The organism is Phyllobacterium sp. SL163 (genome assembly GCF_049896885.1).
Classification (GTDB): Bacteria; Pseudomonadota; Alphaproteobacteria; order Rhizobiales; family Rhizobiaceae; genus Phyllobacterium; species Phyllobacterium calauticae.
Genome location: NZ_JAFCVE010000004.1, coordinates 139740 through 166678, shown reverse-complemented (window position 1 = coordinate 166678; position 26939 = coordinate 139740). Strand labels below are relative to the sequence as shown.

General features: G+C 61.5%; 22 protein-coding genes. 11 read left to right on the top strand and 11 right to left on the bottom strand.

Going from position 1 to position 26939, the window contains the following annotated elements; genetic code table 11:
• Positions 1-84: 84 nt before the first annotated feature.
• Entirely contained in the window at positions 85-1086 is a 1002-nt protein-coding gene (gene ftrA, locus ACP7B1_RS10595; protein ID WP_426136911.1) for a transcriptional regulator FtrA, read from the top strand.
• A gap of 163 nt (positions 1087-1249) precedes the next feature.
• Here ftrA and ACP7B1_RS10590 read toward each other — a convergent pair whose 3' ends face one another.
• Both ACP7B1_RS10590 and ACP7B1_RS10585 read right to left on the bottom strand, forming a co-directional pair.
• On the bottom strand, positions 1250-2788 hold the full coding sequence (locus tag ACP7B1_RS10590) for an FAD-dependent monooxygenase (RefSeq protein WP_346308033.1): 1539 nt from the start codon (positions 2786-2788) through the stop codon (positions 1250-1252).
• Between the two features lie 320 nt (positions 2789-3108).
• A complete protein-coding gene (locus tag ACP7B1_RS10585) occupies positions 3109-8337 on the bottom strand; it encodes a kinesin (RefSeq protein WP_426136910.1) in 5229 nt (1742 codons plus the stop codon).
• 301 nt (positions 8338-8638) lie between these two features.
• Here ACP7B1_RS10585 and ACP7B1_RS10580 point away from each other — a divergent pair, with 301 nt between their 5' ends.
• From ACP7B1_RS10580 to ACP7B1_RS10570, 3 genes are all read left to right on the top strand, one after another.
• The gene (locus ACP7B1_RS10580; RefSeq protein WP_346308035.1) at positions 8639-9013 is read left to right on the top strand and encodes an Hpt domain-containing protein; all 375 of its coding nucleotides are present in this window, start codon (positions 8639-8641) and stop codon (positions 9011-9013) included.
• Positions 9014-9120: 107 nt separating this feature from the next.
• Entirely contained in the window at positions 9121-9441 is a 321-nt protein-coding gene (locus ACP7B1_RS10575) for a 2Fe-2S iron-sulfur cluster-binding protein (RefSeq protein WP_240370589.1), read from the top strand.
• Positions 9442-9550: 109 nt separating this feature from the next.
• The gene (locus tag ACP7B1_RS10570; RefSeq protein WP_346308036.1) at positions 9551-10576 is read left to right on the top strand and encodes an NAD(P)/FAD-dependent oxidoreductase; all 1026 of its coding nucleotides are present in this window, start codon (positions 9551-9553) and stop codon (positions 10574-10576) included.
• A gap of 31 nt (positions 10577-10607) precedes the next feature.
• Here the strand turns inward: ACP7B1_RS10570 and ACP7B1_RS10565 are convergent, their stop codons facing one another.
• Positions 10608-11228, bottom strand: coding sequence for a DUF922 domain-containing Zn-dependent protease (locus tag ACP7B1_RS10565; protein ID WP_346308037.1), 621 nt, complete (start codon positions 11226-11228; stop codon positions 10608-10610).
• A gap of 138 nt (positions 11229-11366) precedes the next feature.
• Between ACP7B1_RS10565 and folP the strand changes: the two genes are divergently transcribed.
• Both folP and folK read left to right on the top strand, forming a co-directional pair.
• A complete protein-coding gene (gene folP, locus ACP7B1_RS10560; protein ID WP_346308038.1) occupies positions 11367-12206 on the top strand; it encodes a dihydropteroate synthase in 840 nt (279 codons plus the stop codon).
• The gene (gene folK / locus ACP7B1_RS10555; RefSeq protein ID WP_346308039.1) at positions 12203-12727 is read left to right on the top strand and encodes a 2-amino-4-hydroxy-6-hydroxymethyldihydropteridine diphosphokinase; all 525 of its coding nucleotides are present in this window, start codon (positions 12203-12205) and stop codon (positions 12725-12727) included. The genes folP and folK overlap by 4 nt, the downstream gene beginning before the upstream one ends.
• On the opposite strand, the gene ACP7B1_RS10550 is transcribed toward folK, so the two are convergent.
• The 4 genes from ACP7B1_RS10550 to ACP7B1_RS10535 form a co-directional block, all read right to left on the bottom strand.
• The gene (locus ACP7B1_RS10550) at positions 12728-13270 is read right to left on the bottom strand and encodes a hypothetical protein (protein WP_223612944.1); all 543 of its coding nucleotides are present in this window, start codon (positions 13268-13270) and stop codon (positions 12728-12730) included.
• A gap of 106 nt (positions 13271-13376) precedes the next feature.
• On the bottom strand, positions 13377-14462 hold the full coding sequence (locus ACP7B1_RS10545) for a TIGR01620 family protein (protein WP_346308040.1): 1086 nt from the start codon (positions 14460-14462) through the stop codon (positions 13377-13379).
• Positions 14459-15922, bottom strand: a complete 1464-nt coding sequence (locus tag ACP7B1_RS10540; RefSeq protein WP_426136909.1) for a YcjX family protein — start codon at positions 15920-15922, stop codon at positions 14459-14461. The genes ACP7B1_RS10545 and ACP7B1_RS10540 overlap by 4 nt, the downstream gene beginning before the upstream one ends.
• A gap of 78 nt (positions 15923-16000) precedes the next feature.
• Positions 16001-16516 (bottom strand): histidine phosphatase family protein, encoded by a 516-nt coding sequence (locus tag ACP7B1_RS10535; RefSeq protein ID WP_346308042.1) that lies wholly within the window; start codon positions 16514-16516, stop codon positions 16001-16003.
• A gap of 638 nt (positions 16517-17154) precedes the next feature.
• Between ACP7B1_RS10535 and dksA the strand changes: the two genes are divergently transcribed.
• Positions 17155-17571, top strand: a complete 417-nt coding sequence (gene dksA, locus ACP7B1_RS10530; protein WP_091877580.1) for an RNA polymerase-binding protein DksA — start codon at positions 17155-17157, stop codon at positions 17569-17571.
• Positions 17572-17645: 74 nt separating this feature from the next.
• Here dksA and ACP7B1_RS10525 read toward each other — a convergent pair whose 3' ends face one another.
• The gene (locus ACP7B1_RS10525; RefSeq protein WP_346308043.1) at positions 17646-18734 is read right to left on the bottom strand and encodes a hypothetical protein; all 1089 of its coding nucleotides are present in this window, start codon (positions 18732-18734) and stop codon (positions 17646-17648) included.
• Between the two features lie 337 nt (positions 18735-19071).
• On the opposite strand from ACP7B1_RS10525, the gene cckA reads away from it, so the two are divergent.
• Complete coding sequence (gene cckA / locus ACP7B1_RS10520) at positions 19072-21660, top strand: cell cycle histidine kinase CckA (RefSeq protein ID WP_403176182.1); 2589 nt, start codon at positions 19072-19074, stop codon at positions 21658-21660.
• 88 nt (positions 21661-21748) lie between these two features.
• A complete protein-coding gene (locus ACP7B1_RS10515; protein ID WP_346308045.1) occupies positions 21749-22444 on the top strand; it encodes an ArsR/SmtB family transcription factor in 696 nt (231 codons plus the stop codon).
• Positions 22445-22624: 180 nt separating this feature from the next.
• Here ACP7B1_RS10515 and ACP7B1_RS10510 read toward each other — a convergent pair whose 3' ends face one another.
• Positions 22625-23338: an SDR family oxidoreductase gene (locus ACP7B1_RS10510; protein ID WP_346308046.1), complete on the bottom strand. Its 714-nt coding sequence runs from the start codon at positions 23336-23338 to the stop codon at positions 22625-22627.
• A 322-nt stretch (positions 23339-23660) separates the two neighbouring features.
• Between ACP7B1_RS10510 and ACP7B1_RS10505 the strand changes: the two genes are divergently transcribed.
• Both ACP7B1_RS10505 and ACP7B1_RS10500 read left to right on the top strand, forming a co-directional pair.
• Positions 23661-24185, top strand: a complete 525-nt coding sequence (locus tag ACP7B1_RS10505; RefSeq protein ID WP_403176171.1) for a GNAT family N-acetyltransferase — start codon at positions 23661-23663, stop codon at positions 24183-24185.
• Positions 24186-24255: 70 nt separating this feature from the next.
• On the top strand, positions 24256-24915 hold the full coding sequence (locus ACP7B1_RS10500) for an OmpA family protein (protein ID WP_223612953.1): 660 nt from the start codon (positions 24256-24258) through the stop codon (positions 24913-24915).
• Here the strand turns inward: ACP7B1_RS10500 and ACP7B1_RS10495 are convergent.
• Together ACP7B1_RS10495 and ACP7B1_RS10490 are read right to left on the bottom strand one after the other, a co-directional pair.
• Positions 24908-25837 carry a pseudouridine-5'-phosphate glycosidase gene (locus ACP7B1_RS10495; RefSeq protein ID WP_346308048.1) on the bottom strand — a complete coding sequence of 310 codons (930 nt, stop codon included), beginning with the start codon at positions 25835-25837 and terminating at the stop codon, positions 24908-24910. The two genes, ACP7B1_RS10500 and ACP7B1_RS10495, sit on opposite strands and share 8 nt — an antisense overlap.
• Before the next feature lie 32 nt (positions 25838-25869).
• Positions 25870-26820: a carbohydrate kinase family protein gene (locus ACP7B1_RS10490; RefSeq protein WP_346308049.1), complete on the bottom strand. Its 951-nt coding sequence runs from the start codon at positions 26818-26820 to the stop codon at positions 25870-25872.
• Positions 26821-26939 lie beyond the last annotated feature (119 nt).

The window sequence follows — 26939 nt, the reverse complement described above, 5'->3', positions numbered from 1 at the left end:
GCGTTCTCCTGTGTTGCTGCCCAATTCGTAAGGCAAGCAACAAGGCACTGGTAGTTGGCAAGATTGCCATATATCGTCGATATCATGTCAAACGCATCCCTTGCCCCCCGCCTTGAGAATCCGCTGGTTGTCGCCGTTGCTTATGACGGGCTCTGCACGTTCGAGTTCGGCCTGGTCGTCGAAATGTTCGGACTGCCGCGCCCGGAAATGGGCGATGACTGGTACAGGTTCGCCGTCGCCAGTATCGAGGTGGGCGAATTGCGCGCCACCGGCGGCGTGCGCATTCTGGCCGATGGCGGGCTTGACCTGTTCGAACAGGCAGGCACCATCATCATGCCGGGCTGGCGCGGTGTCGAGCATGCAGTGCCGGACGCTTTGGCACAGGCCCTTTGGCGGGCGCATGCCAATGGCGCGCGGATTCTCTCCATCTGCTCCGGTGTGTTCGTCCTGGCGGCCGCCGGTCTCCTGGCCGGGCGCAGGGCGACGACGCATTGGCGTTATGCCGATCTCCTGGCAGAGCGCTATCCGGATATCGCGGTTGAGCCCAACGTGCTTTACGTGGATGAGGGTAGCGTCCTGACCTCTGCCGGGAGCGCGGCGGGCATTGACCTCTGCCTGCATCTGATCCGCCGGGATTTTGGTACCGAGGCCGCCAACAAGGTGGCGCGCCGGCTTGTGGTGGCGCCGCACCGTGAAGGCGGGCAGGCGCAGTTCGTCGAACGGGCCGTGCCGCCCCCGCATGAGGGGAAGAGGCTGTCGCCGCTGCTCGAGCGGATGCGCACCGAGCTCAGGCAGGATTTTTCCATTGCAACGCTGGCCAAGGCGGCGGGCATGAGCCCGCGCACCTTCCTGCGCCGCTTCGAGGCCGCTACAGGCACGACGCCGGCTAAGTGGCTGCTGTCAGAACGGCTGGCCAAGGCACGGGAACTGCTCGAGCAATCCGCGCTTTCGGTCGAGATCATCGCCGAGACCACCGGGTTCGGCACGGCTGCCACCCTGCGGCATCATTTTCGCCAGCAGCTGGCAACAACGCCCACCGCCTACCGCGAGATGTTCGGCGGAGAGAAGGCGCTGCAGACGGCGTGAGGACCACGGCAAGCAACAGCGTGCGTGGTTCGACAAGCTCACCATGAGGGATGACGTGGGCTGCAGGGAGTCATGTTCTGCAACGCCTGTGACTGGCTTTGCAACCAAACCACTTTCCTCATGGTGAGCTTGTCGAACCACGCACCACGTATCGTTCACCTGCCTATTCAGGCTCGCCGAACCATTGCGCCGCGGTCTGCGCAAGGTCTTTCAGATCGGAAGCGGTCGCACCGGCCCAGGCGACGATACCGTCAGGGCGTATGAGCACGGTGCGCAGGCCAAGCCGGTTTCTGGCATCTTGTGCGAGATAGCCGATCCGGCCGCCCCAGCGGCGTGCCAGCGCCTGAAGCGGTGCAGCGGCGTCAAAGTCCAGGAGAAGGCCTTTCCCGCTTCCAAGATGCCCGCCAAGGAACGTCCCGTCGGCCAGCTCGAAGTCGGGCGCGCTGCGACCGACGAGCGGATGGCTGTCCCCTAGATCGTAGCGGAGCGACACGCCCCAGACGCGTTCGGCGAAGTAGGTTGCACCATCGCGCGTATCGATGAGATCACGCATGATGGCTTCGAGCGCACGGGAACTGCGGCTCGGCCGCATGAGCGCGACCTGGGCACGCGACCAGTCAAGCACCTGCGCTCCAACCGGGTGCCGTTCCCTCTCATAACTGTCGAGCAGGCCGGACGGCGCGGTGCCGCGGATCGTTGATGCGAGCTTCCATCCCAGGTTCATCGCGTCGCCAAGCCCGAGATTCAATCCCTGTCCGCCGAGCGGGGAATGGATGTGCGCAGCGTCACCGGCGAGCAGCACCCGTCCGTTGCGGTAGGCGGTGGCCTGACAGGCGCGGTCCGTCCACGTGGTGGCAAGCGTGAGCGCCGTCAATGTGACGCTGGTGCCGGAGACGCGGCGCAGCACCGCCTGCACGTGGTCGAGCGTGATCGGCCGGGTCCGGTGGTAAACGCCGCCGTCGAAATCGACCATCGCGATGGTACCGGGCTTCTGGTAGGTGTACATGCCCGTCGGCGTATACTGACGGCCGGGGGCAAGCATGTCCGGATCAGCGATCTCGACCTCTACGGAATAGCCGGTGAATTCGGGATCGGTGCCGGTGAACGTAAAACCGCCAGCCTTGCGCACGGTGCTGCGCCCGCCATCGCAGCCGACGAGCCAGCGTGCGTGAAAGGCGGTGCCGCCGGTATGAACGGTCACGCCATCGTTCGACTGGTCGAAACGCTCCACGCCGAGGCCGCGCCTGATCTCGACGCCCATTGCGTCAGCGCGGGCGGCAAGGACGGATTCCACCTGCTGCATGGTGGTGGCCAGATTGGCGGCGGCAGGGCCGGGCAGGCGATAGGGCCATTTTGAGGTGTCGATCGTGTCCTGGAAAAACTGGATGCCGGCGAAATGGCCGCCCGCGCGGCGCGGCTGTTGCACCCAATGCGCCGTAGCCGGTGTCCTGTTGCCATCCGATGGTTCTTTTTGCTTGGCCGGGATATCATCCAGCAGGCCGCGGCGATAGAAGGCTTCGACGGTGGGGGCGGAAAGGCCGCGCATGCCGAACGGCAGCCCTTTCAGGGGGGAGTGCGGGTTCTCGGCTTGCTCCAGCACCAGGACCGAGAGGCCGGCGAGGCGCAGCTCGCAGGCGAGAAACAGGCCGACAGGGCCTGCGCCGGCAATCACAACATCATAAATCTCGGGAAAATCGGGCATGAACTACTCCTTTGTGGTCGTTCGACCGGAGCGGTTCATCGTTCTGCGAACCACACGGACGAACAAGAAACGCTTGGACAGCGTTGGCTGTTCGTCGAGGGGAACACATGCACGAGGCAGGGACAGAGCTTCCGTTTCCGAAAGGACTTGGGCTTACCAAACCAAGTCTGCCTTTTCCGACGCGGCATGTATAGCGCCGAAGCCGCCGGCCTGCAACGGGAGATATTCCATTCGCTGCAGGCCTGTCTCCGGCGTTGGTGCGCGGGCAACAAAAAACGCGGCCCGAGGCCGCGTTTTTCAGTTCCGGCTGGTAACGCGCCTTAGCGCAGGCGGTTACTCGCATGGGCCAGCATGGTGTAGACCTTGCCGGTATCCGACGTCAGGTAGTTCTGGGTCAGGACATTGTCGCGATCATTGCGGGCAACGTCTTCCAGCAGGCGCTCGAAGTCATCCATGTAGCGGTCGACGGCACGGCGGAATTCGCTGTCTGCCTGGTACTTGCGCTTGATCTCGTCAAACGTCTGCTGACCCTTCAGCGTGTAGAGGCGACGGGTGAACACATTGCGTTCACCGGCGCGGTAACGCTGCCACAGTTCAACCGAAGCCTCGTGGTCGATGGCACGGGTGATATCGACCGAAAGCGAGTTCAGCGATTCAACCACCTGACCGGGCGAGCGTGCCTCGGGCGCCTTTGCCTTTGGCTCGGCCGGAGCTTCATCACTGGATGCACGACGGAGCAGGTCGGAAACCCAGCCATTGCCCTGCTTGGGCTGTTCCGGGTTGCCGCGCACGTCGAGGCTGCCGCGCATGGCCGGGGCCGGAGCAGCGGGTGCCGCAGCAACGGCGCGTGGTGCTGCAACCGGCTCGCTGCGCTGCGGCTGCGGGGCCTGTGCAACGGCAGCTGCCGTCCGGGCAGGAGCAGGGGCGCGGGCTGCACGGGCTTCGCCGACGTCGGTCAGGCGTCCGGACTTCTGCACGATTTCCGACAGTTCCTTCAGCGCATTGATCTGCTCGGAAACAGCCTTGCGCATCTGCGCGGTCGACTGCTTGGCTTCTTCCGGCATGTCCATGACGCCGCGCTGCAATTCGGAACGGGTCTCTTCGAGTTCCGCACGGATGGCAGCGGAGGAGCGGCGGATTTCGTCCGTCGCATTGGCGAACTTCTGCGATGCCTGTTCGACAACTTCCGCGATTGAATTGCGGATCTGTTCGGTTGTCTGCGTGGCACGGCCTTCGGCCCGGTCGAAGGCGGAAGAGACGAGGGATTCGAACGACCGCATGGTCTTTTCGATGTGCTCGGATTTCTCCACCAGACCGGTTGCCAGATTCTGCAGGGCGGCCTGACGTTCGTCGAAGGTCGAAGCGAGGTTCGACTGCGACGAGTTGATCAGTTCCGATGCAGCACCCAGCATCTTGCCATGGTCGTCGAAACGCTTGGCGATGGAAGCAATGTCGACGAGTGTCGTGTTCGACAGCTGCGAGAGTTTGCCGATATTGCCGTCAATCAGGCGTGTCGAGGACTGGAAGGACTCGGCCGCACGCGTTGCGTTTTCGGCAAAGGTGGTTGTCGTGTCGAGCAGGCGGCCGTCGATGTCGCCAAGGTTCTTGGTGGCCATGTCGATCAGCTCGCCCAGCTTCGCATTGGAAGAGGAGAGGCGGTCGATCAGGTTGCTGACGTCGTCGGTCAGGCCTGCCTTGGCTTCCTGGACAGCGGTGATGGTTTCCGCGGTGCGGCTGGCGATGGCATTGATCAGGGCCGCATTTTCCACGCGCAGGCGTTCTGTCGCCGCCGTGGTGGCTTCGACAAGCTGCGAAGCGAGCGTACGGCCATTGTCAGCAAGGCTCTCGACGAGCGGCTGCGCCGTGTTGTCGAGGATGCTGATGATTTCCTGCGAGCGGGCTGCCAACACTTCGTTGAGTTCGCGGGTGCTTTCGGCCAGCTTGGAGGCGGTGGAATCCGTGGCCGCGGTGAAGCGGGCTTCCAGTGCTTCCAGATTGGCGGCGGCTTCCGTTGCCCGCTGACCAAGACGCTTCTCGGTTTCAGCCAGGCTTTCATTCATGCGCTGGCTGAATGCCTCGCCGTGGCCGTCGAGTGCTTCACCGGCCTTCTGTGCTTCGCCGGTGAGGGTGGAAGCAGCTTCGGTGATCTTGTCGCGCAGGGTGCGGGCAACGACCGAGGCGCTCTGTTCAAGCGACTTGCGGACATTGTCGACACCCATGGCGAGCGCACTCTGCATGGTCGTCGTGCGTTCGTCGATGGTGCCGCCATGGGTTTCGAACGCCTTGGCGAGCACTTCGGCGCTGTCGTGCAGAACGGCCTGCAGGGCAACGGTACGATCGCTGATGGCGCTGGCCTGACTGTCAAGGGTCTGGCTGAGCGTCGTATTGCCATGTTCCATTGCCGCGCGAATACCGCTGATACGGTCGTCGAGCACGCTGGCATGGGTGTTGAGTGTCTCACCAATGCGGGCATCGCTGTCGGCGAGGCTTGCCGCGATGGCCGCGGCCCGCTCGTCGATCGTGCCGACATGGGCGGCAAGCGTATCGCTGATACCGGCATTGCTGTTGGCAAGCGTTGCCTGGATGGCTGCCGCGCGCTCATCGAGCGTGTTGACGTGCGAGGCAAGTGTGCTGCCGATCTTGGCGGTGCTGTTGGCAAGCGTCGACGTGATCGTCGCAGCCCGCTCGTCAATAGCGCCGACATGTGAGGCGAGCGTGTCATCGATGCGCGCACTGCTGTTCGAAAGCGCTGCCGAGATTGCGGCTGCCCGTTCGTCAATCGCATTGACATGCGAGGCGAGCGTATCGCCGAACTGGGCATTGCTGTCGTTGAGCGTTGCCCGGATTCCAGCGGCACGTTCGTCGATGGCGGTGACGTGCGAGGTGAGCACATTGCCGATCTGGGCATTGCTGCTGTCGAGAACAGAGCGGATGCCGGCAGTGCGTTCGTCGATGATCGACGCATGACCGGCCAGGGTCTGGCCGATTTGCGCATGGGTGTTTTCAAGCGCCGCCTGGATGGCCGCCGTGCGCTCATCCAATGCCGAGGCATGGGAAGAAAGCGTGTTGCCGATGCGTGTATCGCTGTTGGCAAGCGCCTGTTCGATACCGGCGGTGCGGTCCTCAATGGCGCTGGCATGCGATGCCAGGACATTGCTGATGCGCTCGTCACTGCTGGTCAATGCGCTTTCAATGCGGCTTGTCCGGCCATCAACGGATTCAATGAAGCCGCTGAGTGTGCCGTCGATGCGCGCACCGCTGTTGAGCAGGGTCGACTGGATTTCCGCGTTGCGGGCGTCAATGGCCTGCGTGTGGGCAGCCAGCGTCTCGTCGAGCTTGGCATCGCTGCCAGCCAGAGCCAGCTGGATGTCCTGATTGCGTTCGTCCAGGCTCTTGGCATGATGGTCCAGAGTCTGGGCAATCTTGGCATGCGTGTCGACAAAGGCGGCGCGCATACCGGACGTGCGGTCGTCCATGATCTTGGCATGGGCTTCGAGCGTCTGGCCGATGCGGGCATCGCCAGCCAGGATCGCGGCTTCAACGCCGGCACTGCGGGCATCGATGCTGCGCACATGTTCGTCCAGGGTCTGGCGGATCTTTTCATCCGTGTCGGAGAATGCAGCATGCATGCCCGACGTGCGGTCCTCGATGGCCTTGGCATGGGAATCGAGCGTCGCGCCGATACGGGCATCATTGTCGGCCAGTGCCGCACGCAGACCGGAGGTGCGGTCATCAAGCGATGCGGTGTGACCGTCGATGATCTGGCCGATGGCTGCCGTGCTGGTTTCGAGAACGGAGCGCAGGGTCGACGTATGGTCGCCAAGCTGTCCGGCCTGATCGCGAATGATCGAGGCAGCCCGTTCCGTTTCGCCGGAAAGGGTCGCAGCGAGGGCTTCGCGGCTTTCGGCCAGCCTGTCGGCAAAGAGTGTCGTATTGGTGGACAGCAGGCTTCCAACCGATTCGGAAAGGCTCGACAGGTCGTTGCCGATCTTCGCCTTCGTCTCGTCGACGATACCGTCAATCGAAGCGCGGCCGTCAGTGAAGGTCTTGGCGATGTCGCGGGTACGTTCGATCAACTGTTCATTGATCTGGCGCGCACGGGCTTCCAGCGCTGAATTCAGGCGTTCGGTGCTGGCATCCAGCGACTGGGCGCGGGTTTCGAATTCAGCGAGCAGGGAACGGCCGCGCTCGTTGATTGTGGTGTCGAGCCCGGCGAGACGCGTATCGAATTCACCGACCAGGGTCTGGGTGGCGTTGCCGAGCAGCGAGAGCATGCTGTTGGTGCGGCCATCCAGCGTATCGGCCAGCTTCATCGTCACCGAATCGGTCTGTTCGGACAGGGCTGCAATCCGCATTTCCAGAAGATTTGCAAAGGCTTCGCCCGAAGTGGTGATCTTGGCCGAGATGTCGTCGGAGCGCGAGCCGATCGATTCGGCAATTGTGTGCCCGCTCTGGGTCAGGCGATCGATGAGCGTATCGCCGGACTGGTTGATCGACATGGTCAGGTTGGTCGAGGCGTTGAGCAGATTGTCACGCAGCGAATCGCCAGCCAGGGACAGTTCATCCTTCAGCTGTTCATGTGCGCTGGAGATCGACGCACGAACCCGTTCGGCATGGCCGATGACCGATTCGCGTTCGCCGCCAAGACGGTCGACCAGCGTGCGGATGCGGTGTTCGTTGTCCGTATAGACGCGTTCCAGCTGGTTGACCTCGGTCTGAACAAGCGTTTCCAGCTCAACGGCACGGGCGAGAGTGCGTTCGACACCTTCGCTCATCGCGGCGACTTCACGGCGAACGGCCTGGCCCAGCGAGGCCACGCGGTCGGACGAGAGCATTTCCGGCTCGGAAAGACGCATGGCGGCTTCGGCCATGGAGCGGGCGGCATACTGCATTTCCTGCGCGCGGCGCACCATCAGGGCAAAGGCCCAGAACAGCATGATCGGAACGATGATCGCGACGGCAAGCGCAATCGCATAGGGCGCAGCGGCAAAATCGGCGAAGGACCGAATCGACCACAGGGACGAGCCGTAGAGCGCCTGACCAAGCGCAAGAACGCCGGCGGCCCAGAGCACGCTGACGATTGCGGTGACCAGTCCATAGGAGCGCGGCGCCTGGTTTGAAACCGGCGAGCGGGTCGTTTGGGTATTCTGCAGCAAATCGTCATTTGCCGGCTTGAATGTCTGCGGCGGCACGGCGGGCGCCTTTGGCGGCGCGGGCGGAGCAGCGGGAATCGGGTTGGCAGCCTGAATCTGCGGCTTGGGCGCCGGCAGCGGAATCGTGTTCTCCGCTGCAAGGCTTTCCTTGATTTCCACGGGCTTTACGGGTTCCGGAACGACGGGCGGAATATGTTTTTCCGCTGCCAGTTCCTGCGCTGCCTGGGAAATCTGCGCTTCGAGATCGTTGAAAGAGATCAGATCGTCATCGACTGGCGAAAGATCCATATCCATGCCGAGTGTCGACTCATCGAAATCAATTTCTAGAGCCTTTTCAAGAGCTTCACCAAGTTCATCCTCGGCTTTCGCTGCTTTGTTCTTCGGGGCTGTGGCCATGTTTACCTCGCAATATTGGGCAGTGACCACATGTGGAGTCGACTGCGCCATACTCTTTACGCCTTAAGTCTATCGTACTGGCACATGGATTGGAAAGAAACAATGGATTCGGGAAATGCTTAAAAGTTTAAACACAAGGTTAATTTTTTTGGCCCGAACCAAATTTTGCCGGAATGCCTGAATTAACCCTTCGTTCACCACATCGGGCCAATTCGGGGGGTAGCGGCCACGCTTTAACCCAGAATATCCGGCATTTGATTAAACTTGTGCATTCATTTGAGTCTGAGTTCAGGAGAGTATCATGGCACTGCCACAACAAGCGTCAATGGCTTTTGCGCTGCCGGGCGGCGAAACGTCCAAACCATCGCGCAAACGGCCGATCGATCTTGTGCATCTTACCCGCGAGACATTCGGCAACCGCGCACTCGAGACCGAAATCCTCAGCCTGTTCTCCCGGCAGATCTCCGGAATCGTCAACCGGTTGAGCCAGGCCAATGCCGATGAACGGGTCCGTCTTGCCAAATCGCTCAAGGGTTCGGCGCGCGCCGTTGGTGCCTTCCGTGTGGCCGATCTGGCCGAATCGATTGAACAGTCGCCCGGCAACACGAAGCTGCTCAGCGAACTTCATCCCGAAATCGACGGTGTACGTGATTATATAGCGGCGATCACGCGCTAGGGCCTCGGCCCCGGGGGCAGGCCCCCCAGGCTGCGTCAGGGAGTGCAATTGACTTCCCTGCCCAAATCCCTATCTCAGCGGTAACTTTTCTGCTTGGGGTTCTTTTCATGGCAAAGATCACGTTTGTCACTTTCGATGGCGTCCGGATTGAAACGGAAGCCGAGAACGGCTCGACCGTGATGGAAAGTGCCATCCGCAACGCCGTGCCGGGCATCGACGCGGAATGCGGCGGTGCCTGCGCCTGCGCGACCTGCCATGTCTATGTCGATGGGGCATGGAAGGACGCGGCCGGAGAGCCGGAAGCCATGGAAGAAGACATGCTGGACTTCGCCTATGACGTGCGTCCGAGCTCGCGCCTGTCCTGCCAGATTCGCGTTTCCGATGAACTGGACGGGCTTGTCGTGCATGTTCCGGAACGTCAGGCCTGACATTCCGCATATTTTGCCTGATATTTTCTCACCGACCGATTAGAATTGCTCCATTCCAGACCGCGGGCGGGTATGAAATACTGCACTGGTTTGTCATGAGGAATTGTCGATGAGTGAAATAACCAAAACGGACGTTGTGATCATTGGTGCCGGGCCTGTCGGCCTCTTTGCCGTATTCGAACTCGGCCTTTACGATCTCAAATGCCATCTGATCGATATTCTCGACCGTCCCGGCGGCCAATGCGCCGAGCTCTACCCGGAAAAGCCGATCTATGACATTCCGGCCTGGCCCGAGATCAGCGGGCAGGGTCTGACGGACAAACTGATGGAGCAGATCAAGCCGTTCGCGCCGCAATTTCATTTCAATCGCATGGTCACCCGGCTGGAGCGCCAGCCCGATGGCCAGTTCCACGTGGAAACGGACGAAGGCGAGATTTTTGAGACCAAAGTGGTGGTGATCGCCGCCGGCGGTGGCTCGTTCCAGCCGAAGCGTCCGCCGGTTCCCGGTATTGAGGCCTTCGAGGGCAAGAGCGTCTTTTATTCGGTGCGCCGCATGGAAGAGTTCCGTGACGAAGACGTGCTGATTGTCGGCGGCGGCGATTCGGCGCTGGACTGGGCGCTGAACCTGCAGCCCATCGCCCGCAGCCTGACCGTGGTGCATCGCCGTGCCGAATTCCGCGCGGCACCCGACAGCGTCAAGAAAATGTTCGAACTGGTCGAACGTGGCAGCGTGCGGTTTGAGCTTGGACAGGTTTCCGGCCTGACGGGCGCCGATGGGCAACTATCCAGCGCTACGATCAAGGCCGCGGAGGGCGAGACGGCGATTCCGGTCACCCGCCTGCTGCCGTTCTTCGGTTTGACGATGAAACTCGGCCCTATCGCCGATTGGGGGATCAACCTGCATGAAAATCTCATACCGGTGAATGTCGAAACCTTCGAAACGTCGGAACCGGGGATTTTCGCCATCGGCGACATCAACTGGTATCCCGGCAAGCTCAAGCTGATCCTCTCCGGTTTCCATGAGGCCGCGCTGATGACCCAGGCGGCCAAGCGCATCGTCAGCCCCGGCGAACGGGTGGTGTTCCAGTATACGACCTCATCGACCAGCCTGCAGAAGAAGCTGGGCGTCGCTTGAAAGATGAACCGGCGCGTCAGCGCCGGTCACACTAACCCTTTTTCTTTTCCATCTCACGCTGGATGCGGAATATGAGCAGCCGTTCGAAGCGGCGCTCAAAATTCTTTCCCTCCACGCGGTCAAACTGAATCTGCGCAGCGTCCTGCTCCTTCATCAGCTTCACCATGAGCTTGGCCGCATCGGCTTTCATCTCTTCGCAATTGCTGCGCCAGGGCAGGGCTTTCATCGCCCGTTCCATATCGCCGGCGGCGGTGCGGGCGATCACGATATGGCTCTCTTCATGACGTTTGACATCGGCAGATAGCGTATCCCAGATCATGGCGAGATCGGGCTTGGCCGAAGCGCGCTGTTTCCAGCGCGGCAGGTGAACCTGGGCGTGAATGGTGATGTTTGCCTCGACAACCCGGCAGCTCTTGCCGTCGGAGCCGTATTTCACCTTGGTGTTGAACCGCATCTGTGTCGCGCCGGGATGGCGAGGCCCGGTCTTGTGCAGTTGCGGACCACGCCGGCTCAACTCGCGGTCGAGATCGGCGGCGGTGGTACCAGACAGCGTGAAATACTTGTAATTGCGCAGGACCACAGCCGCATTGGCGCTTTCTGTCGCGAGCAGGCATGCAAGTGCGAGAGCCGCCGTTCTGACGATCGTTTTCATGGGGACTGGTCCTTCATTTCGGCCAAAGCCTGCCTGTGCTGCCGATACTGTAGCGCCAAAAACGTTGCGGATGAATTGACGTGACGGTCGTTCTGTTCAAAAACAACGGCAGCAGTACAGTCTTGAAAGGAGCATCCCATGCAAAGAGAGTGGCGTCTGGCGCATGGGCGATCCCTCACGCTCGGGCCGGTGTCTGTCATCATGGGTGTGCTCAATGTCACGCCGGATTCGTTTTCCGATGGCGGCGTGCATCTGGCGCTGGACAAGGCCATCGAGGGGGCGAGGGCGATGATTGCCGAGGGGGCAACCATCATCGATGTCGGCGGCGAGTCGACCCGTCCCGGCGCAACCCGCGTCGATCCCCGGACCGAACAAGCGCGGGTACTTCCGGTGATTGAAGCCTTGGCCGGGCAAACCGATGTGCTCATTTCCGTCGATACCTATCGCGAGGAAACCGCGCGGCTGGCCGTTGCCGCCGGTGCGCATATCGTCAATGACGTGTGGGGTGTCCAGCGCGAACCGGCGATTGCCGATCTTGCGGCGGAAACCGGTGCCGGGCTTGTCATCATGCATACGGGCCGGGAGCGGGAGCGCGATCCGGATGTCATCGTTGACCAGTTCGCTTTCCTCAACCGGTCGCTTGAGATCGCGAAGCTTGCCGGGGTGGCGCAAGAGCAGATCGTGCTCGATCCCGGATTCGGCTTTGCCAAGGAAACCGAGGAAAATCTCGCCCTGATGCGGCGGTTCGGCGAGCTGCGGGCCTTTGGTTATCCCTTCCTGGCGGGTACGTCGCGCAAGCGTTTTCTCGGCGCCGTGACAGGGCGCGATGCGGACCAGCGCGACGTGGTCACGGCCGCGACATCCGCGATCCTGCGGCTGGCCGGTGCGGATGTGTTTCGCGTGCATGATGTCAGGATGAACCGGGATGCGCTGGCCATTGCCGATGCCATGCTTGCAACCCGGAGTGCCGGAACATGAGCCCCGTGCACAAGGCGTGGCTGGGACTGGGCGGCAATATCGGCGAACCCGTGCAGTCGATGGCGGAAGCCCTGCAGGCCCTTGACCGCCGCGATGATACGCGGGTTGCTGCCGTTTCGCCGGTTTACCGGACCCCGCCGTGGGGAAAGATCGATCAGGCGTGGTTTCACAATGCCTGTGCCTGTGTCGAAACATCCCTCGAACCGGAAGCTTTGCTGGCGGCCACGCTGGATATCGAGCGCAGGATGAAACGGGAGCGGATCGAACGCTGGGGGCCGCGCATCATCGACATCGACCTTCTGGTCTATGAGGGCAGGGAGCACTTTGAAAGCCCGACGCTGACACTGCCGCATCCGCGCATGACGGAACGGGCCTTTGTGCTGGTGCCGCTCGGCGATATCGCGCCGGATCTTGTGGTCGGCGGCAAAAGCATTGCCGGATGGGCTCTCCTGTGTGACCGTTCCGGCATAGAAAAAGCCCGCGACGAGGCGGGCTGGTGGCGCGACAACCGAACGGATTGATCAGTTCTTGGCGATGCTGCTGACCGCGGTGTTGTCCACCCGCTTCAGGGTCATGCCGACAACCGGGATCAGCGTATCTTCGAGCCGCACGGATATGGTGACGTTCAGCGTGTTGTCGCCGGTAAACTTGGCCAGCATTGCGCCGGTCAGCTGTTTGCGGGTGATGTTCAGGACAACCCGGTCGCCGGCAACACTGCCGCCGGTGATATCAAGGCCCTTGCCCGCTGCACCGTCGAGGAACGTGCCCTTATAGGTGCCGCCGGAACGGGCGATGGTTGCCTTCATCGGCTGGTTGAAAATGCCGACACGGCAATTGCCGTCCAGCGTCATGCCTGCGGTCTCATCGGGCGTTGAACCGTCAAGCGTGCAGGTGAATTTCGTGCCTTTGTACTTGCCGGCAACGATCTCGCCGGGACCAACCCACTGGCCTTCGACGGTCTGAAAGAACTCGGCGTCCTTGTCTTTGTCCTTGGCTTGTGCGGAAAACGCGAAGAGCGCGCATGCGAACAAAGATATGGTAGCGGCAGCTGCGCGTGTTTTCATTCGGGTTACTCAACACAAATCATTGAAATGACGATGACCGATCATCGGTTGGAATGGTTAACGGATGGTTGCCATTCCTGCCGAAATTGCAACCCCGTCCACAGGATTATTGTTTTTTCCCGCCGCCGATACGGGCAAGATCCCCAATAAAATCACTGATCCCCGGGCGTTTTTCCGCATTGAACGGAAACGGGCGGACCAGATCCATTGCGGAAATGCCGATGCGCGCGGTCATCAGGCCGTTGATGACGCCTTCGCCCAGCCGCGCCGAGAGCTTTGCGGCGAGCCCGTGGCCGACAAGCTGCTGGACGATGCTGTCGCCCATGGCCACGGTGCCGGTGACGGCGAGATGGGCGATCACGTTGCGGGTCAGCTTGAGGAAGCCCAGCGTGCCGGGGCGCCCGCCATAGAGTTCCGACAGGCGGCGGATCAGCCGGGCCGACTCGAAAATCACATAGCCGATATCGACGAGGGCGCGCGGACTGACGGCGGTGACAACCGAAACGCGCTTTGCAGCGGCGAGAATGAGCTCGCGCGCCTGCCGGTCGAGCGGGCGCAGCAATTCGGTTTCCGTCAGGCGGATGAGATCGCGTCCGTCGATCACGTCGTCGCGCAGGTCGTGCAGCAGGGCACGGCCCTTGGCGGTCGCCGGCATGGTCTCGGCGATGGTAACCAGCCGCGCGACGGCGGTCTTGGCCTGCCGTGCGTCATTGTCGGCCGCCGCCTTGGCCGCCTCATCGCGCAGCGATTGTACGGACGCGAGGCGGCGCAGGGCCAGGGTTTCGCGGATGACGATGGCGAAAAGCGAGAGAGCGGCGACGATGCCGACGGCAAGCGCCGCCCAGCCAAGCCAGGGCGCGCGCTCGAACAGGGTGCGGATGAGATTGTCGGCCCATAGCCCGACGGCGAGCGATACCAATACGCCGAGGGAGCCGGTCAGCACCGACGCAAAGGAGAACCGTTTTTTGCGCGGCAGGGCCGGTGGCGGGGTCAAGGCATCCAGTTCATCTGCCGTTGCGGCATCGAGGTCGAACACATCAACGGGTGCCGGTGTGATCACCGCGATATCCCTGATCGCGGTGGGCCTGCGGGCTTCGGCGGGTTTGTGCGTCGTTTCCGTCCTGGCGTGCGCGGTTGCCTCCGGCGGGGCCATGCGGAAGGCTGCGGGTTTGCGTGGGGTGCTGTCGGTCATGCGAGGCGGTCTCCGATCAGGAACTGAAGCGCGCGATCAAGCCGGATATGCGGCAGCGAGAGTGTAAACCCTTCTGCGGTCTTTTCGAGTACCGGCGGACGGAACCGGACGAAGCGAATGGCCGGATCTTCAGAAGCCGATTCCGGTCCTTCGAAAATTGAATCCGGTCTTTCCGGTAAGTCACCGGGAAATATGGCTGTTTCCGTCTTGCCGTCGAAGTATTCGCCGTCGATCGTTTCGCCCTTCAGCGGCGTTCCGACGATGACGGGGAGGATTTCCCTGCCCTGGGTAACGGTTGCCTCGCGCGTGGTGCGCACGGCCGCCATGGCCAGCACGTCGACATTCGCGCCGGAAAAGTCGGCACGGCCGACGGCCCGGTCCACCAGGCGGCGGACGATGGCCTGCAGCCGGTCATGGCTTTCATGGTGCAGATGATCGGCCTTCGTTGCGGCAATGAGAATGCGGCCGATGCGCCGCTGGACAAGCCCGGTGAGGAAATTGGTGCTGCCGGGGCGAAAGCAGGAAAGAATTTCCGTCAGGGCACGCTCGAGATCGGCAATGGCGGACGATCCCGCATTCATCGCCTGCATGGCATCGACCAGCACGATCTGCCGGTCGAGCCGGGCAATGTGCTCGCGGAAAAACGGTTTGACCACATGGGTCTTGTAGGCCTCGTAGCGGCGCTCCATCATGGCGGCCAGCGAGCCGGGGCGGAACTTGCCGGATTTGAGATTGGGCAGGGGTGCGAAGGTGAGGGCGGGTGAGCCGTCGAGATCGCCGGGCATCAGAAAACGGCCGGGCGGCAGCGTCGACAATGCGCGCTCGTCTGCCTTTCCCGCTTTGAGGTAGCCGGTGAAACTGCGCGCAAGTCGCTGCGCCGTTACTTCGTCGGCCTGCGCATCGGCGTCAATGGCATCCGCCACGGCAAGCCACTCGCTTGCCAGCTCGCGGCGGCTTTCAAGGCGCGCCAGATCGAAGGAGTCGCTGGAGAATTCGGCATAGGACTTGTTGAGGAGCGGCAGGTCGAGCAGCCATTCGCCGGGATAGTCGACAATATCGAGAGAAAGCTTGCCGCCGGAAAACATGCGGTTCCACATCGACGCGGATTCGTATTCGATGGTCAGCCGCAGCTCCGAAATGGCTCGGGTGGAATCCGGCCAGACACGGTCCTCGATGAGCGCCTTGAGGTGGTCCTCATACTGGAAACGCGGCACCGCGTCGTCCGGCTGCTCCTCCAGATAGGCCTTGGCGATCCGGCCGGATTTCTGCGCTTCGAACATCGGCAGCCTGCCGCCGTGGATGAGGTTGTGCACCAGCGCGGTGATGAAAACGGTCTTGCCCGCCCGCGAAAGGCCGGTCACACCAAGCCGGAGCGAGGGCGAAACCAGCCCCGCGGTCCGATCCGCCAGTGTATCGAGGGCGATCTTTGCCTCGTCGGTCAGTGTTGTCAGTGTTCCCAAGTCAATCGTCCTGCACTTTCGCCCGTTCTCGGCCCGGATATAGGGGTGACACGTCCAATGACAAGACGTTGGCTTTTTTCAGAGGTGCTCGGAAGGCGACAGGAACGTGCTCAGCGTCCCGGTTCCATGGCGGATTTCCGCCAGGGGAACGGCAAAATCAATGACGGCGAGCCCCGCTGTGGGAAAACCGGCTGCGAAGGTGGGGTGAGCGGGCGGATCGCCGCGCCCGGCAAGGGCAATGGCCACATCCTCCATCATCGGATTATGGCCGACCAGCATGACGGAATGGGCATTTTCATACTCAAGCCCCGCCATGCGGATGGCTGTCAGATAGTTGTCGGCGCTGCCGGAATAGAGCTTTTCCAGGTCTTCCAGAATGAATGAGGGCTGCAGGGCGATGTGCTCCAGTGTCTGCCTTGCCCGAACGGCGGTCGAGCAGAGGACGATGTCCGGCCGCAGCCCGAACCGCTTCATCTCTTCGCCCAGAACGGTTGCCGATTGAATCCCGACGGAATCCAAAGTCCGGTCAAAGTCTTTTTGCCCGGGAGATGGCCAGACTGCTTTGGCATGGCGGAGTAAATAGACCTGGCTCATCTTTAGGGTCCGGACCCGTTAATCTGGTCGAAATGGTATGAGGCTTTTCGTTCGGATACAAGGAGCAAAGGCGATGGCAATGTGGTTCATTTTCAAGCCTTTGCGACGATGTAGCCGGGCGAAAAGACCATATCCTCCGGACGCCGAAACGGCTGCAAGCTGCAGTGTCGAGCCGCTCGGTCGGGGGAAAGGCCCCGCCCTTCACGCCTCTCCTCGCATCTTCTTGCCGTTTCAGGCGCCCTTTCGATCAGATTAATGGGTCTGGACCCTTAACCCCACAGTGTTTTGGTTCTTTTAGGGCACAATGAATGGATAAACCTCTGCGGCAAATGACGCAATTCTCAAATAATTGTGCAAAACCGGACTGTCCTATTTATGGGCGGCCTGCATTTCTGCGAGGCATTGGTTAAACAGCGCCAGCGGATACAGGCGGCCAAAACCTGGATTTTGCCGTATTTTCGGCCGGAATATCGCATTTTAAGTCGAGATGGCCCGTATTTGGCGGATTGTTTGCCGATTATTTAAGCAAAATCGCTTTGTTCGAATCCCTTAACAGCCTGTCGTTTTGCAGTTGTGCGGCTTTGTGACACGACCTATATAGGCCTCCTCGCGTCTCATAGGTGCAGGGTGATTCAAAGATGAATAAACTTATCGATCTTGACTATAAGCCCACGGATGACGAGCCTTTCATGAGTGATCGGCAGAAATCCTATTTTCGTGAAAAACTAATCAACTGGAAGAACGACATTCTGCGGGAGGCGCGTGAAACGCTTGAGATCCTGCAGCAGGAAAATGCGAACCTGCCAGATATCGCTGATCGTGCGTCATCCGAAACGGACCGTGCGATCGAGTTGCGGGCGCGTGACCGGCAGCGCAAACTGATCTCAAAGATCGATGCAGCCTTGCAGCGCATTGATGACGGAACATACGGGTTTTGCGAGGAGACCGGTGATCCGATCAGCTTGAAGCGTCTGGATGCACGGCCGATAGCTACACTTTCCATCGAGGCGCAGGAACGTCACGAACGACGCGAGAAAGTCTACCGCGACGATTGATGCGACCTTGATGAAACCAATAAAGAAGCCCGGAACGATCCGGGCTTTTTTATTGGAGAAGTCTCTTTAGAAGACTAACGCTTTTCCGGCCTGGACAGATCGCCGAGCAGGCGCTCCATTTCGTCCTCGATGCTGCCGGTCTCCTTGCGCACTTCCTCATCGGGCGTGATGTGGAGCTCGCCTTCGAGATCCGACTCGAACGCATCGCCGAAATCAAGGTCCGCCAGATTGATGTCCGGTTCCTTAGCCTTGGCCGGCCCGAGAATTTCCAGCGACGAATCTTCGTGGATGGACCTTACGCCTTCACTCTGCACGGCGAACGGGAATGCCGCCGCCGTGGTGGTTCTGGTTTCCACAGGCGTCTTGGTTTCCGGATGTGTCTCGTCAAAATGCGGCAGGGCATCGATGTGCGGTTCACTGCGCTGGCTTGCACCAAAGGACGGCGAGGCCGTCCGCTGCCAGCCATTGTCCCTATGCGGCGCCTCGATATGGGGTGACCCGGCAGGCTGCTGCACGGCGGCGGGCGGCGAGACGGGATCGGGCGCACTGGCGATCGGAGGAATGGGCGCCATGGGTGGAACGGGCGGCAGCGGCGTTGCTGCCGTGATGGGGCGCTGTGGTTCAGGCTGCACCGTTTCGCGTTGCGGAGCCGCCGCTTGAACCGGAGCGGCCGGACGAACCGGCGCGGGCGGTGTTGCAGGCTGCACAGGCGCTGCGGGCCGGCTGACCGGAGTGACGGGCGGTGAAACGCGCGCCGGAGCCACGGGCTGCGGGCGGGGTGCCTCAACCGGCCGCGCCTCGGCCTTCGGCTCGGCATCCGCCGGAGCAATGGTGGCTGCGGGTTCGACGCGCGACTGCGGCTTGGCAAACTGACGGATATTCTGCTCGATCACCAAATCGCTGGGACCGCCGATCAGGATCAGGTGCTCCACGTCGTCGCGCCGCACCAGAACCAGACGGCGGCGATTATCGACAGCGGCGGCATCGGTCACCGACAGGCGGACCTGACGGTTGCGCCCTCCGGCGACGAAGGTTCCGCCGGTGACGCGCCGCAGAACGGCAAAGACCAGCAGCAGAAGGACAATGACCAGTGCGAAAAGAAGGATGAACCCGACAATCGGGGCAGCGGTTTCGCCGACGACAGCGACCAGCCAATTATGCATGACGAACTCTCCTTTACATTCTCCGGGCCAAAAGGCACGTCCCCCGACATGGAACCCGGAGCAATAATCTGTGTGACACTAGTGCGAGCCTTTGCCTGCTGCAACCCTGACGCATCGTCTGGCCTGTGGCTATCGGCTGGTCGTGCCGATCTTGTGCCGCAATTGCCGTGCGAAACCGTGAAATAATGGCTGGTTCTGCACGCTTGGGGTTTATACGGCATCAAAGATATGATCCAAACGATTCGGAACCAGCATTGGTCATACGGACCTCAGCCGGTTCAAAATATTGTGGCCTGCCCGGGCAGCTTCCGCGATGAAAAGAAGGGGTTTGAGACGGATGTCTCAAGAGACGAACAACGATCTTTATCCAGAACCGATCATTGCGAACACAAAGTCGATCAAGGCGGCCTTGCGTCTTGTCATTCTCGGCATTGTGCTGGTCGGCGTTTCCATCCTTTATTTTATCTATCGCGACCAGCTGGGGCAGCAGTTCCTGCTGGGACTGCTCGGCACGCTGGCTATGACCGGCGTGTTTTATCTCTTCGGTTCGGCCATCAATGTCATCCAGTTCACACCGCGCGGCACCAGCGATGAACTGACGCGCGCCTTTGTCGATACGTTTCCCGAGGGCACGGTTGTCACCGATCAGAAGGGCCGTATCGTCTACGCCAACCGCGCCTATGCCCAGCTGACGGGCGTGACCAATTCCAGCGATGTCCGGGCGATAGAGCACATCCTTTCCAGTGAAAGCGCCGCTTCCGATCCGATCTACCGGTTGGCCAATGCGGTGCGGGACGGTATTTCCGGCCAGGAGGAGCTGCGCCTGTCGCGGCCGCTCGACCCCGCGCGCGCGCCGATACCGACCTGGTATCGCGTCAAGGCCCGTGCCGTTGCGGGTATTCCCGGTCAGACAGCGCCGGTTTTTGCATGGCAGATCGCCGATATCTCCGCCGAGCGCGCCGAGCAGGAGCGCTATTTCCAGGATATTCAGGAGGCTATCGATCACCTCGACCATGCCCCGGCGGGCTTTTTCTCCGCCGACCCTGACGGGCGCATCACCTATATCAATGCGACATTGGCCGAATGGCTCGGGATTGACCTGACCAAGTTCACGCCGGGTTCCATGACGGTCCGCGATGTCGTCGCGGGCAACGGCATGGCGCTGATCAATGCGGTGAAGACGGAACCGGGTACCAGCCGCAACACGGTGATCGATCTCGATCTGGCCAAGGCGAACGGCCAGAGCCTCGCCGTGCGCTTCTATCACCGTGTGCAGGCGCAGCGCGACGGCAAGCGCGGCCCGACCCGGACAATCGTGCTCAACCGCGCCGAAGGCGAGGACAATTCCGCCGCCCTGCGCGCCGCCGAAGTGCGGTTCACCCGCTTTTTCAACTCGGCGTCCATGGCGATTGCCGCCGTCGATGCTTCAGGCAAGATCCTGCGCACCAATGCGCGGTTCCTCGGCCTGTTCTCGCCCGTGGTGGACCGCGATGCCATCGACCGGCGCACGCCACTGGAAACCGTCGTGCATGAGCGCGACAGAGAAGCTTTCGACCGGGCGCTGGCCGCTGCCTTTGCCGGCAAGGCGGAGATTTCGCCGGTGGATACGGTCATTCCCGGGCATGAGGAGCGTCATCTGCGCTTCTACATCAGCCCGGTCTTCGATGCGGGTTCGGAAGAGGGTGCCGAGGAAGCGGCCATTGTTTCCGTTGTCGAAACCACGGAGCAGAAGGCGCTCGAAGCCACCATGGCCCAGAGCCAGAAGATGCAGGCCGTCGGCCAGCTTGCGGGCGGTATCGCCCACGACTTCAACAACGTCCTGACCGCGATCATCATGTCGTCCGACCTGCTGCTCACCAATCACCGGGCGTCCGATCCGTCCTTTGCCGATATCATGAACATCAAGCAGAACGCCAACCGCGCGGCATCGCTGGTGCGGCAGCTCCTGGCATTCTCGCGGCGCCAGACCCTGCGTCCGGAAGTGCTTGACCTCACCGATGTCATCGCCGATGTGCGCATGCTGCTGACACGGCTTGCGGGAACGCAGGTCAACCTCAAGATCGAGCATGGCCGTGACCTGTGGCCAGTGCGTGCCGATCTCGGCCAGTTCGAGCAGGTGGTGGTCAATCTGACCGTCAATGCGCGCGATGCCATGCCGGAGGGCGGCGATCTGACCATCCGCACCCGCAATATCGGCGAGAGCGAAAGCGCGGCGCTGAACTACCGCGATCTCCTGCCGGGCGACTATGTCCTGGTCGAGGTGCAGGACAGCGGCACCGGCATGCCGCCCGAGGTCATCGAGAAGATTTTCGAACCGTTCTTCACCACCAAGGAAGTCGGCAAGGGCACGGGTCTCGGGCTTTCCATGGTCTACGGTATCATCAAGCAGACCGGCGGCTCGATCCATTGCGAATCCGAACTTGGCAAGGGCACCACATTCCGCATCTTCCTGCCGCGCCATGTGGAGGCTCCGGTCCTCAACGCGGCAGGTGAAGTGATTGCGGTTGAAGCGCCGAAGAAGGAAAAGAAGGTCGAGAAGGCCACCGATCTTTCCGGCTCGGCAACGGTTCTCCTCGTCGAGGACGAGGATGCGGTGCGCATGGGCGGTGTGCGGGCGCTGCAGTCGCGCGGCTATACCGTGCACGAGGCGTCCAGCGGTGTCGAAGCGCTTGAAGTGATGAAGGAACTGGGCGGCAAGGTTGATATCATCGTTTCCGACGTGGTGATGCCGGAGATGGACGGCCCGACGCTGCTGCGCGAACTGCGCAAGGAATACGGGGATATCAAGTTCATCTTCGTTTCCGGTTATGCGGAAGACGCCTTTGCCCGCAACCTGCCGGAAGATGCCAAATTCGGCTTCCTGCCAAAGCCCTTCTCGCTGAAGCAGCTGGCGACGTCGGTCAAGGAAATGCTGGAAAGCGAATAGAGGACGTACTTGATACTTCGAGCGTTTTCGAAGCATCCTTGCCGTGGACAGGCCAGTATCGGCCCGGAAGCAGCCACGGAAGAATGCCATGTCGAACACAGCCAGATTTGCCGAAATCGCCGCGCTGGCCGGAGATCCCGGGCGCGCCAGCATGCTCACGGGGCTGATGGATGGACGCGCGCTGACAGCGGGTGAACTGGCGCAGCTCGCCGGGATTACGGCCCAGACGGCCAGCAGCCATCTCACGCGCATGACGGAGGCCGGGCTTTTGCAGGTGGAAAAGCAGGGCAGGCACCGCTATCACCGGCTGGCATCACCAGCGGTTGCACAGATGATCGAAAGCATCATGCAGATTGCAACACCCGGCACGCCCAGCAAGACCGTGCGCACCGGGCCGCGCGATGCCGCATTGCGGGCCGGGCGCACCTGCTATGACCATCTGGCGGGAAAGCTCGGTGTGTCGATCACCGATGCGCTCGTCGGGGCCGGGCATCTGGAACTCGGGCTCGATGCGGGTGAACTGACGGATAGCGGCCTGTCGCTTTTCGACAGGCTGGGCATGGATGTCGGTGCGATCCATCAGAAGAAGGGGCGCATCCTGTGCCGCCCCTGTCTCGACTGGAGCGAGCGGCGCCCGCATCTGGCCGGTGCCATCGGTGCCGCATTGTGCAGCCACTGCTTCGACAGGGGCTGGATCCGGCGCGTCGACGGCACGCGCGCCGTATCCGTGACCCCGAACGGCCAGCGGCATCTGCGTGAAGCCCTCGGCGTCAACCTGATGTAGATCGGGATTAAGAGGTGCGTGGTTCGACAAGCTCACCATGAGGGAAGTGGTTTGCCTGCAAGGCTACTAGGAAACATTGCAGGATTAGCTCCCTGCAACCCACTTCATCCCTCATGGTGAGCTTGTCGAACCACGCACCATATGGCAGGGCAGCCTTCGATGTGCTGCCCTTAACGCTGTCTAGACGTGTTTGGTGATCCCGCCATCCACGCGAATGTTCTGCCCCGTGATGTAACCCGCATCGTCCGACAGCAGGAACGCGGTTGTCTTGGCGATCTCGTTCATGGTGCCGACGCGTTTCATCGGGATGCCGCTCTCGGTGCCCGGCTTGTGATCGAGGCTGTCGATAAAGCCGGGAAGCACCGCATTCATGCGGATATTGTCGGCGGCGTAGCGATCCGCGTAGAGTTTTGTATAGGCGCCAACGGCGGCGCGATAGGCGCAGGACACCGGGAAGACGAGGCTTGGCTCGAAGGCGGCGAAGGTGGTGATGTTCACCCAGGCGCCTTTGCCCTGCTTCAGCATATAGGGTGTGACGAGCCGCGCCATGCGCACGACGCTCAGCACCATCAGATCATTGCCAAGCGCCCATTTCTCGTCGGTGATGTCGATGAGGTCACCCTTCGGCGGATGGCCCGTATGGTTGACCACGGCGTCGATACGCCCATAGGCTTCCGCTGTCCTGGCGACGAGCGTTTCCAGATCCTTGGCTTCTCCAGCCGAACCTTTGATGCCGATTGCACCCAATTCCGCTGCCAGCTCGATGGCGCTGCCGGACGGCGACATCAGGCCGAGCCGGTAGCCTCTGGCGTGCAGCTCGCGCGCTATGCCTGCGCCCATGCCGCGTCCGCCGCCGGTGATGATTGCTACGGGTGATTGTGAGGTCTCAGTCATGCGAAATCCTGTCGGTGTCGTTTGGGTGTCGCGGAGCATGTTGGAATAAGACCGCCGGCGCAAACGAATTCCGCCCGGCATATCAGTCAAAATTTTTGAACCGGGATCAGGTTTTGAATCAGAAACGCTCTTGAAATCACTGATATTGTGGTGAAAGATGGCGGCATGATCCGTCGTTCGAATATCATGATGCTTGGTACCGCACTCCTTTTCAGGGGTGGTGGAGAGCTGTTGCGCTGACGTCGACGCGATCTTTCACCAGACCCTGCCACGAGGCGAGCAGGGTCTGACCTTCGCTCTCCTCGAACAAACGGAGAGCAAGATGCAAGACCAACCTTTATCACCACCCCACGATAGCGCGTTCTCGATCCGGGCGGCGCGTGTCGCCGATTTTGAACAGATCAACGCATTGACCAATTTACCCGGTTTTCGTGCCGGTACTCTGCGCCTGCCCTTTCAAAGTGCGGAGCAGACCCGCAAATGGCTCGAAAGTCTGGGCGCGGGGACGACAAGCATCGTTGCCGAGATCGATCAGCAGATCGTTGGCCACGCGGGCCTGCATCGCTCCGATGGCAGGCGGGCGCACACCGCGCATCTCGGGCTCGGCGTGCATGACGATTTCACCGGGCGCGGCATCGGCAAGGCGCTGCTGCTTGCCCTGATCGATGCGGCGGACAACTGGCTCAACATCCGGCGCCTGGAATTGACGGTCCATGCCGACAATGCCAAAGCCATCGGTCTCTACGAAAAATGCGGCTTCGAACGGGAAGGCGTGCACCGGGATTATGCCTTCAAGAACGGGCGATTTGTCGATGCTCTGGCCATGGCGCGGCTACGGCTGATTTAGCCGTTTGCTTTCCATATTTTGCCGTATTCGATGCTATATTTCGCAACATTTCCAACGGGGACCTGATTCCATGATCAAGAAGTTTGCCATCGGCTGTCTTGCCGCGACGTTTTTGGCCGGTTGCACCACCACCGATCCCTATACCGGCGAGCAAAAAATATCGAATACGGCCGGTGGCGCGGCAATTGGCGCAGCGGTTGGTGCGCTGGGTGGTCTCGCCGTTGGTGGCGGTGGCAAATCCGGCCGCAACGCGGCGCTGATCGGTGCCGGTATCGGCGCACTGGCCGGCGGTGCCGTCGGCAATTACATGGACCGCCAGGAATCGGAGCTTCGGGCCCAGCTGCAGGGCACCGGCGTGTCGGTGACCCGTAATGGCGACCAGATCATCCTGAACATGCCGTCGAACATCACCTTCGCTACCGATCAGGATGCGGTGAAGCCGCAGTTCTTTGCAACGCTGAATTCGGTTGCAGTGGTGCTGCGCAAGTTCGACCGGAGCATCATCGATGTCTATGGCCATACGGACAATGTCGGTGGCCAGCAGTACAACCAGCTCCTGTCCGAGCGCCGCGCGCTGTCCGTTTCGAACTACCTAACCCAGCAGGGCATCGACAACCGGCGTTTCTCCGTTCGCGGCTTCGGCATGGACCGGCCGATTGCTTCCAACAATTCGGAAGCCGGCCGGTCGCAGAATCGCCGCGTCGAACTGCAGATTTCGCCGCTTACCTGACCAGTGTCAGGGCGACAGCAATGCGCGCTGCAAGGCGTGCATTGTTTTCTACCAGGGCGATGTTCGCCTTCAGGCTTTCGCCCTTGGTGATGTCGAGAATTTCCGAAAGAAGATATGGCGTTACGGCCTTGCCCGTGACGCCATTTTTTGTGGCGCGCGACAGGGCTTCACGGATGTATCCGCCCATGATGTCGGCCGGAATTTCGCTTTCCAGCGGAATCGGGTTGGCGATCAGCATGCCGCCGTTGACGCCGATGGCGCTGCGCGTTGCCTGGAACCTGGCGATGGCTTCCGGCGTGTCGAGGCGCAAGGGGGCCTTGAGATGCGACTGGCGCGACCAGAAGGCCGGCAGAACGTCCGCCCCATGCACCACAACGGGTACGCCTTTGGTTTCAAGCACTTCCAGCGTCTTTTCAATATCCAGAATCGCCTTGGCGCCCGCCGAGACGACGATCACCGGGGTGCGGCCCAATTCTTCCAGATCAGCCGATATGTCGAAACTGGTCTCCGCGCCCATGTGCACGCCGCCAATGCCGCCCGTGGCAAATACCTTGATGCCGGCCATGTGTGCGGCCAGCATGGTGGCGGCAACGGTGGTGCCGCCGGTGCGGCCTTCCGACAGTGCAAACGCCAGATCGGCGCGCGACAGCTTCATGGCGCCCTTGACCTGCGCCAGCGCCTCACGTTCCTCGGCCGAAATGCCGATCTTCAGGCGGCCATCGATGATGGCGATGGTTGCCGGGACAGCACCGCCATCGCGGATGATCGTCTCGACATCGGCGGCCATGCGGCTGTTGTCCGGGTAGGGCATGCCATGGGTGATGATCGTGCTTTCCAGCGCCACCACCGGCTGCCCGGCGGCAAGCGCTTTCTGCACCTCCGGTGCAATGTCGGTGAACGGGTTGAGGGCTGTTGTGGTCATGGTTCTTTCCTTTGTCGTATCAGGCCGTTGGCTCATGCGAGCGGGATGGCCTCCGGTATGGTCGCGAGGGCCGCGTCGAAAATCCTGGATGTGAAGATCGGCGTTGCCGAATGGGTTTGCAGTGTCAGCGCCGAGGCGGCAAAGCCTTCGCGCACGGCTTCGGCGAGGGGAAGGCCGCGCATCAGCGCCGATATGGTGCCGCCGGCCAGTGCGTCACCCGCGCCGGTCACATCGGCAATGCCGGTCAGCGCGGGCGGCAAAAGGGAAAATGCGCCGCCGCTGGAATAGACCAGCGCAGCCTGCCCGCCATTGCTGACAACGGCCGCCTGCAGCCCCTCTGCCATCAGGGCGCGGTGCAGATCGGGCAGGCTGGCATCAGCGCCGAGCCCCGTCAGCGCAAAGGCTTCACGCCGGTTGAGGAACAGGCAGGCGAGACCGCCGAGAACCGGCCGCAGCCGCACCGCCTTGGCCGGGGAAATCGCCAGCGCATAGAGCGGTTTGCCGCCGGCAAGCTCCGCCAGTTTCTGCAACGCTTCCGACGGCAGATTGGCATCGCCGAAAACCGCATCGGCGGCATCGATGGAATCGCGCACCTTGCGCCGCCTGAGCTGCCGGGGCAGGGCGAGCTCATACAGCGCCATATCGGCGATGGCCGCAACCACGTCACCCTGTTCATCGAGAATCGCCGTATAGCTCGGCGTCGCCCGGTCGATGAACACGGCGGAACTGTCCTTGATTCCGGCGGCCTCAAAGGCGGCGCCGATGACATCGCCAACCCGGTCGCCGCCGCGCACCGACAGCATTTCAGCCCGCACACCGCGCCGCACGGCAAGGCGCAAAGCATTGAACACGCCGCCGCCGGGCTCTTCGCGCATGATGCCGGGGTTGGAAGCGCCGGGAATGAAGGGAACGCTGCTCTGGCCGCGCCGGTCCATATGGGCGCCGCCGACAGCAAACAGCAGCGGTGTGTAATCCTGAGTCATGGTTGGTGGCTTTTGCTGAACAAAATGATCGATTGCAAGACACTTGGTCCTTTCCTTCTCTAGATGGCCTGCTGCCCCGACGCAATCGCCGCAACGATTCGAATTTGCCGGCTGCGGTT

Bases quoted from the DNA above. Each gene is read 5' to 3' on its own strand.
- ftrA (WP_426136911.1), top strand. From the start codon at position 85: ATGTCAAACGCATCCCTTGCCCCCCGCCTTGAGAATCCGCTGGTTGTC.
- ACP7B1_RS10590 (WP_346308033.1), bottom strand. From the start codon at position 2,788: ATGCCCGATTTTCCCGAGATTTATGATGTTGTGATTGCCGGCGCAGGC.
- ACP7B1_RS10585 (WP_426136910.1), bottom strand. From the start codon at position 8,337: ATGGCCACAGCCCCGAAGAACAAAGCAGCGAAAGCCGAGGATGAACTT.
- ACP7B1_RS10580 (WP_346308035.1), top strand. From the start codon at position 8,639: ATGGCACTGCCACAACAAGCGTCAATGGCTTTTGCGCTGCCGGGCGGC.
- ACP7B1_RS10575 (WP_240370589.1), top strand. From the start codon at position 9,121: ATGGCAAAGATCACGTTTGTCACTTTCGATGGCGTCCGGATTGAAACG.
- ACP7B1_RS10570 (WP_346308036.1), top strand. From the start codon at position 9,551: ATGAGTGAAATAACCAAAACGGACGTTGTGATCATTGGTGCCGGGCCT.
- ACP7B1_RS10565 (WP_346308037.1), bottom strand. From the start codon at position 11,228: ATGAAAACGATCGTCAGAACGGCGGCTCTCGCACTTGCATGCCTGCTC.
- folP (WP_346308038.1), top strand. From the start codon at position 11,367: ATGCAAAGAGAGTGGCGTCTGGCGCATGGGCGATCCCTCACGCTCGGG.
- folK (WP_346308039.1), top strand. From the start codon at position 12,203: ATGAGCCCCGTGCACAAGGCGTGGCTGGGACTGGGCGGCAATATCGGC.
- ACP7B1_RS10550 (WP_223612944.1), bottom strand. From the start codon at position 13,270: ATGAAAACACGCGCAGCTGCCGCTACCATATCTTTGTTCGCATGCGCG.
- ACP7B1_RS10545 (WP_346308040.1), bottom strand. From the start codon at position 14,462: ATGACCGACAGCACCCCACGCAAACCCGCAGCCTTCCGCATGGCCCCG.
- ACP7B1_RS10535 (WP_346308042.1), bottom strand. From the start codon at position 16,516: ATGAGCCAGGTCTATTTACTCCGCCATGCCAAAGCAGTCTGGCCATCT.
- dksA (WP_091877580.1), top strand. From the start codon at position 17,155: ATGAATAAACTTATCGATCTTGACTATAAGCCCACGGATGACGAGCCT.
- ACP7B1_RS10525 (WP_346308043.1), bottom strand. From the start codon at position 18,734: ATGCATAATTGGCTGGTCGCTGTCGTCGGCGAAACCGCTGCCCCGATT.
- cckA (WP_403176182.1), top strand. From the start codon at position 19,072: ATGTCTCAAGAGACGAACAACGATCTTTATCCAGAACCGATCATTGCG.
- ACP7B1_RS10515 (WP_346308045.1), top strand. From the start codon at position 21,749: ATGTCGAACACAGCCAGATTTGCCGAAATCGCCGCGCTGGCCGGAGAT.
- ACP7B1_RS10510 (WP_346308046.1), bottom strand. From the start codon at position 23,338: ATGACTGAGACCTCACAATCACCCGTAGCAATCATCACCGGCGGCGGA.
- ACP7B1_RS10505 (WP_403176171.1), top strand. From the start codon at position 23,661: ATGCAAGACCAACCTTTATCACCACCCCACGATAGCGCGTTCTCGATC.
- ACP7B1_RS10500 (WP_223612953.1), top strand. From the start codon at position 24,256: ATGATCAAGAAGTTTGCCATCGGCTGTCTTGCCGCGACGTTTTTGGCC.
- ACP7B1_RS10495 (WP_346308048.1), bottom strand. From the start codon at position 25,837: ATGACCACAACAGCCCTCAACCCGTTCACCGACATTGCACCGGAGGTG.
- ACP7B1_RS10490 (WP_346308049.1), bottom strand. From the start codon at position 26,820: ATGACTCAGGATTACACACCGCTGCTGTTTGCTGTCGGCGGCGCCCAT.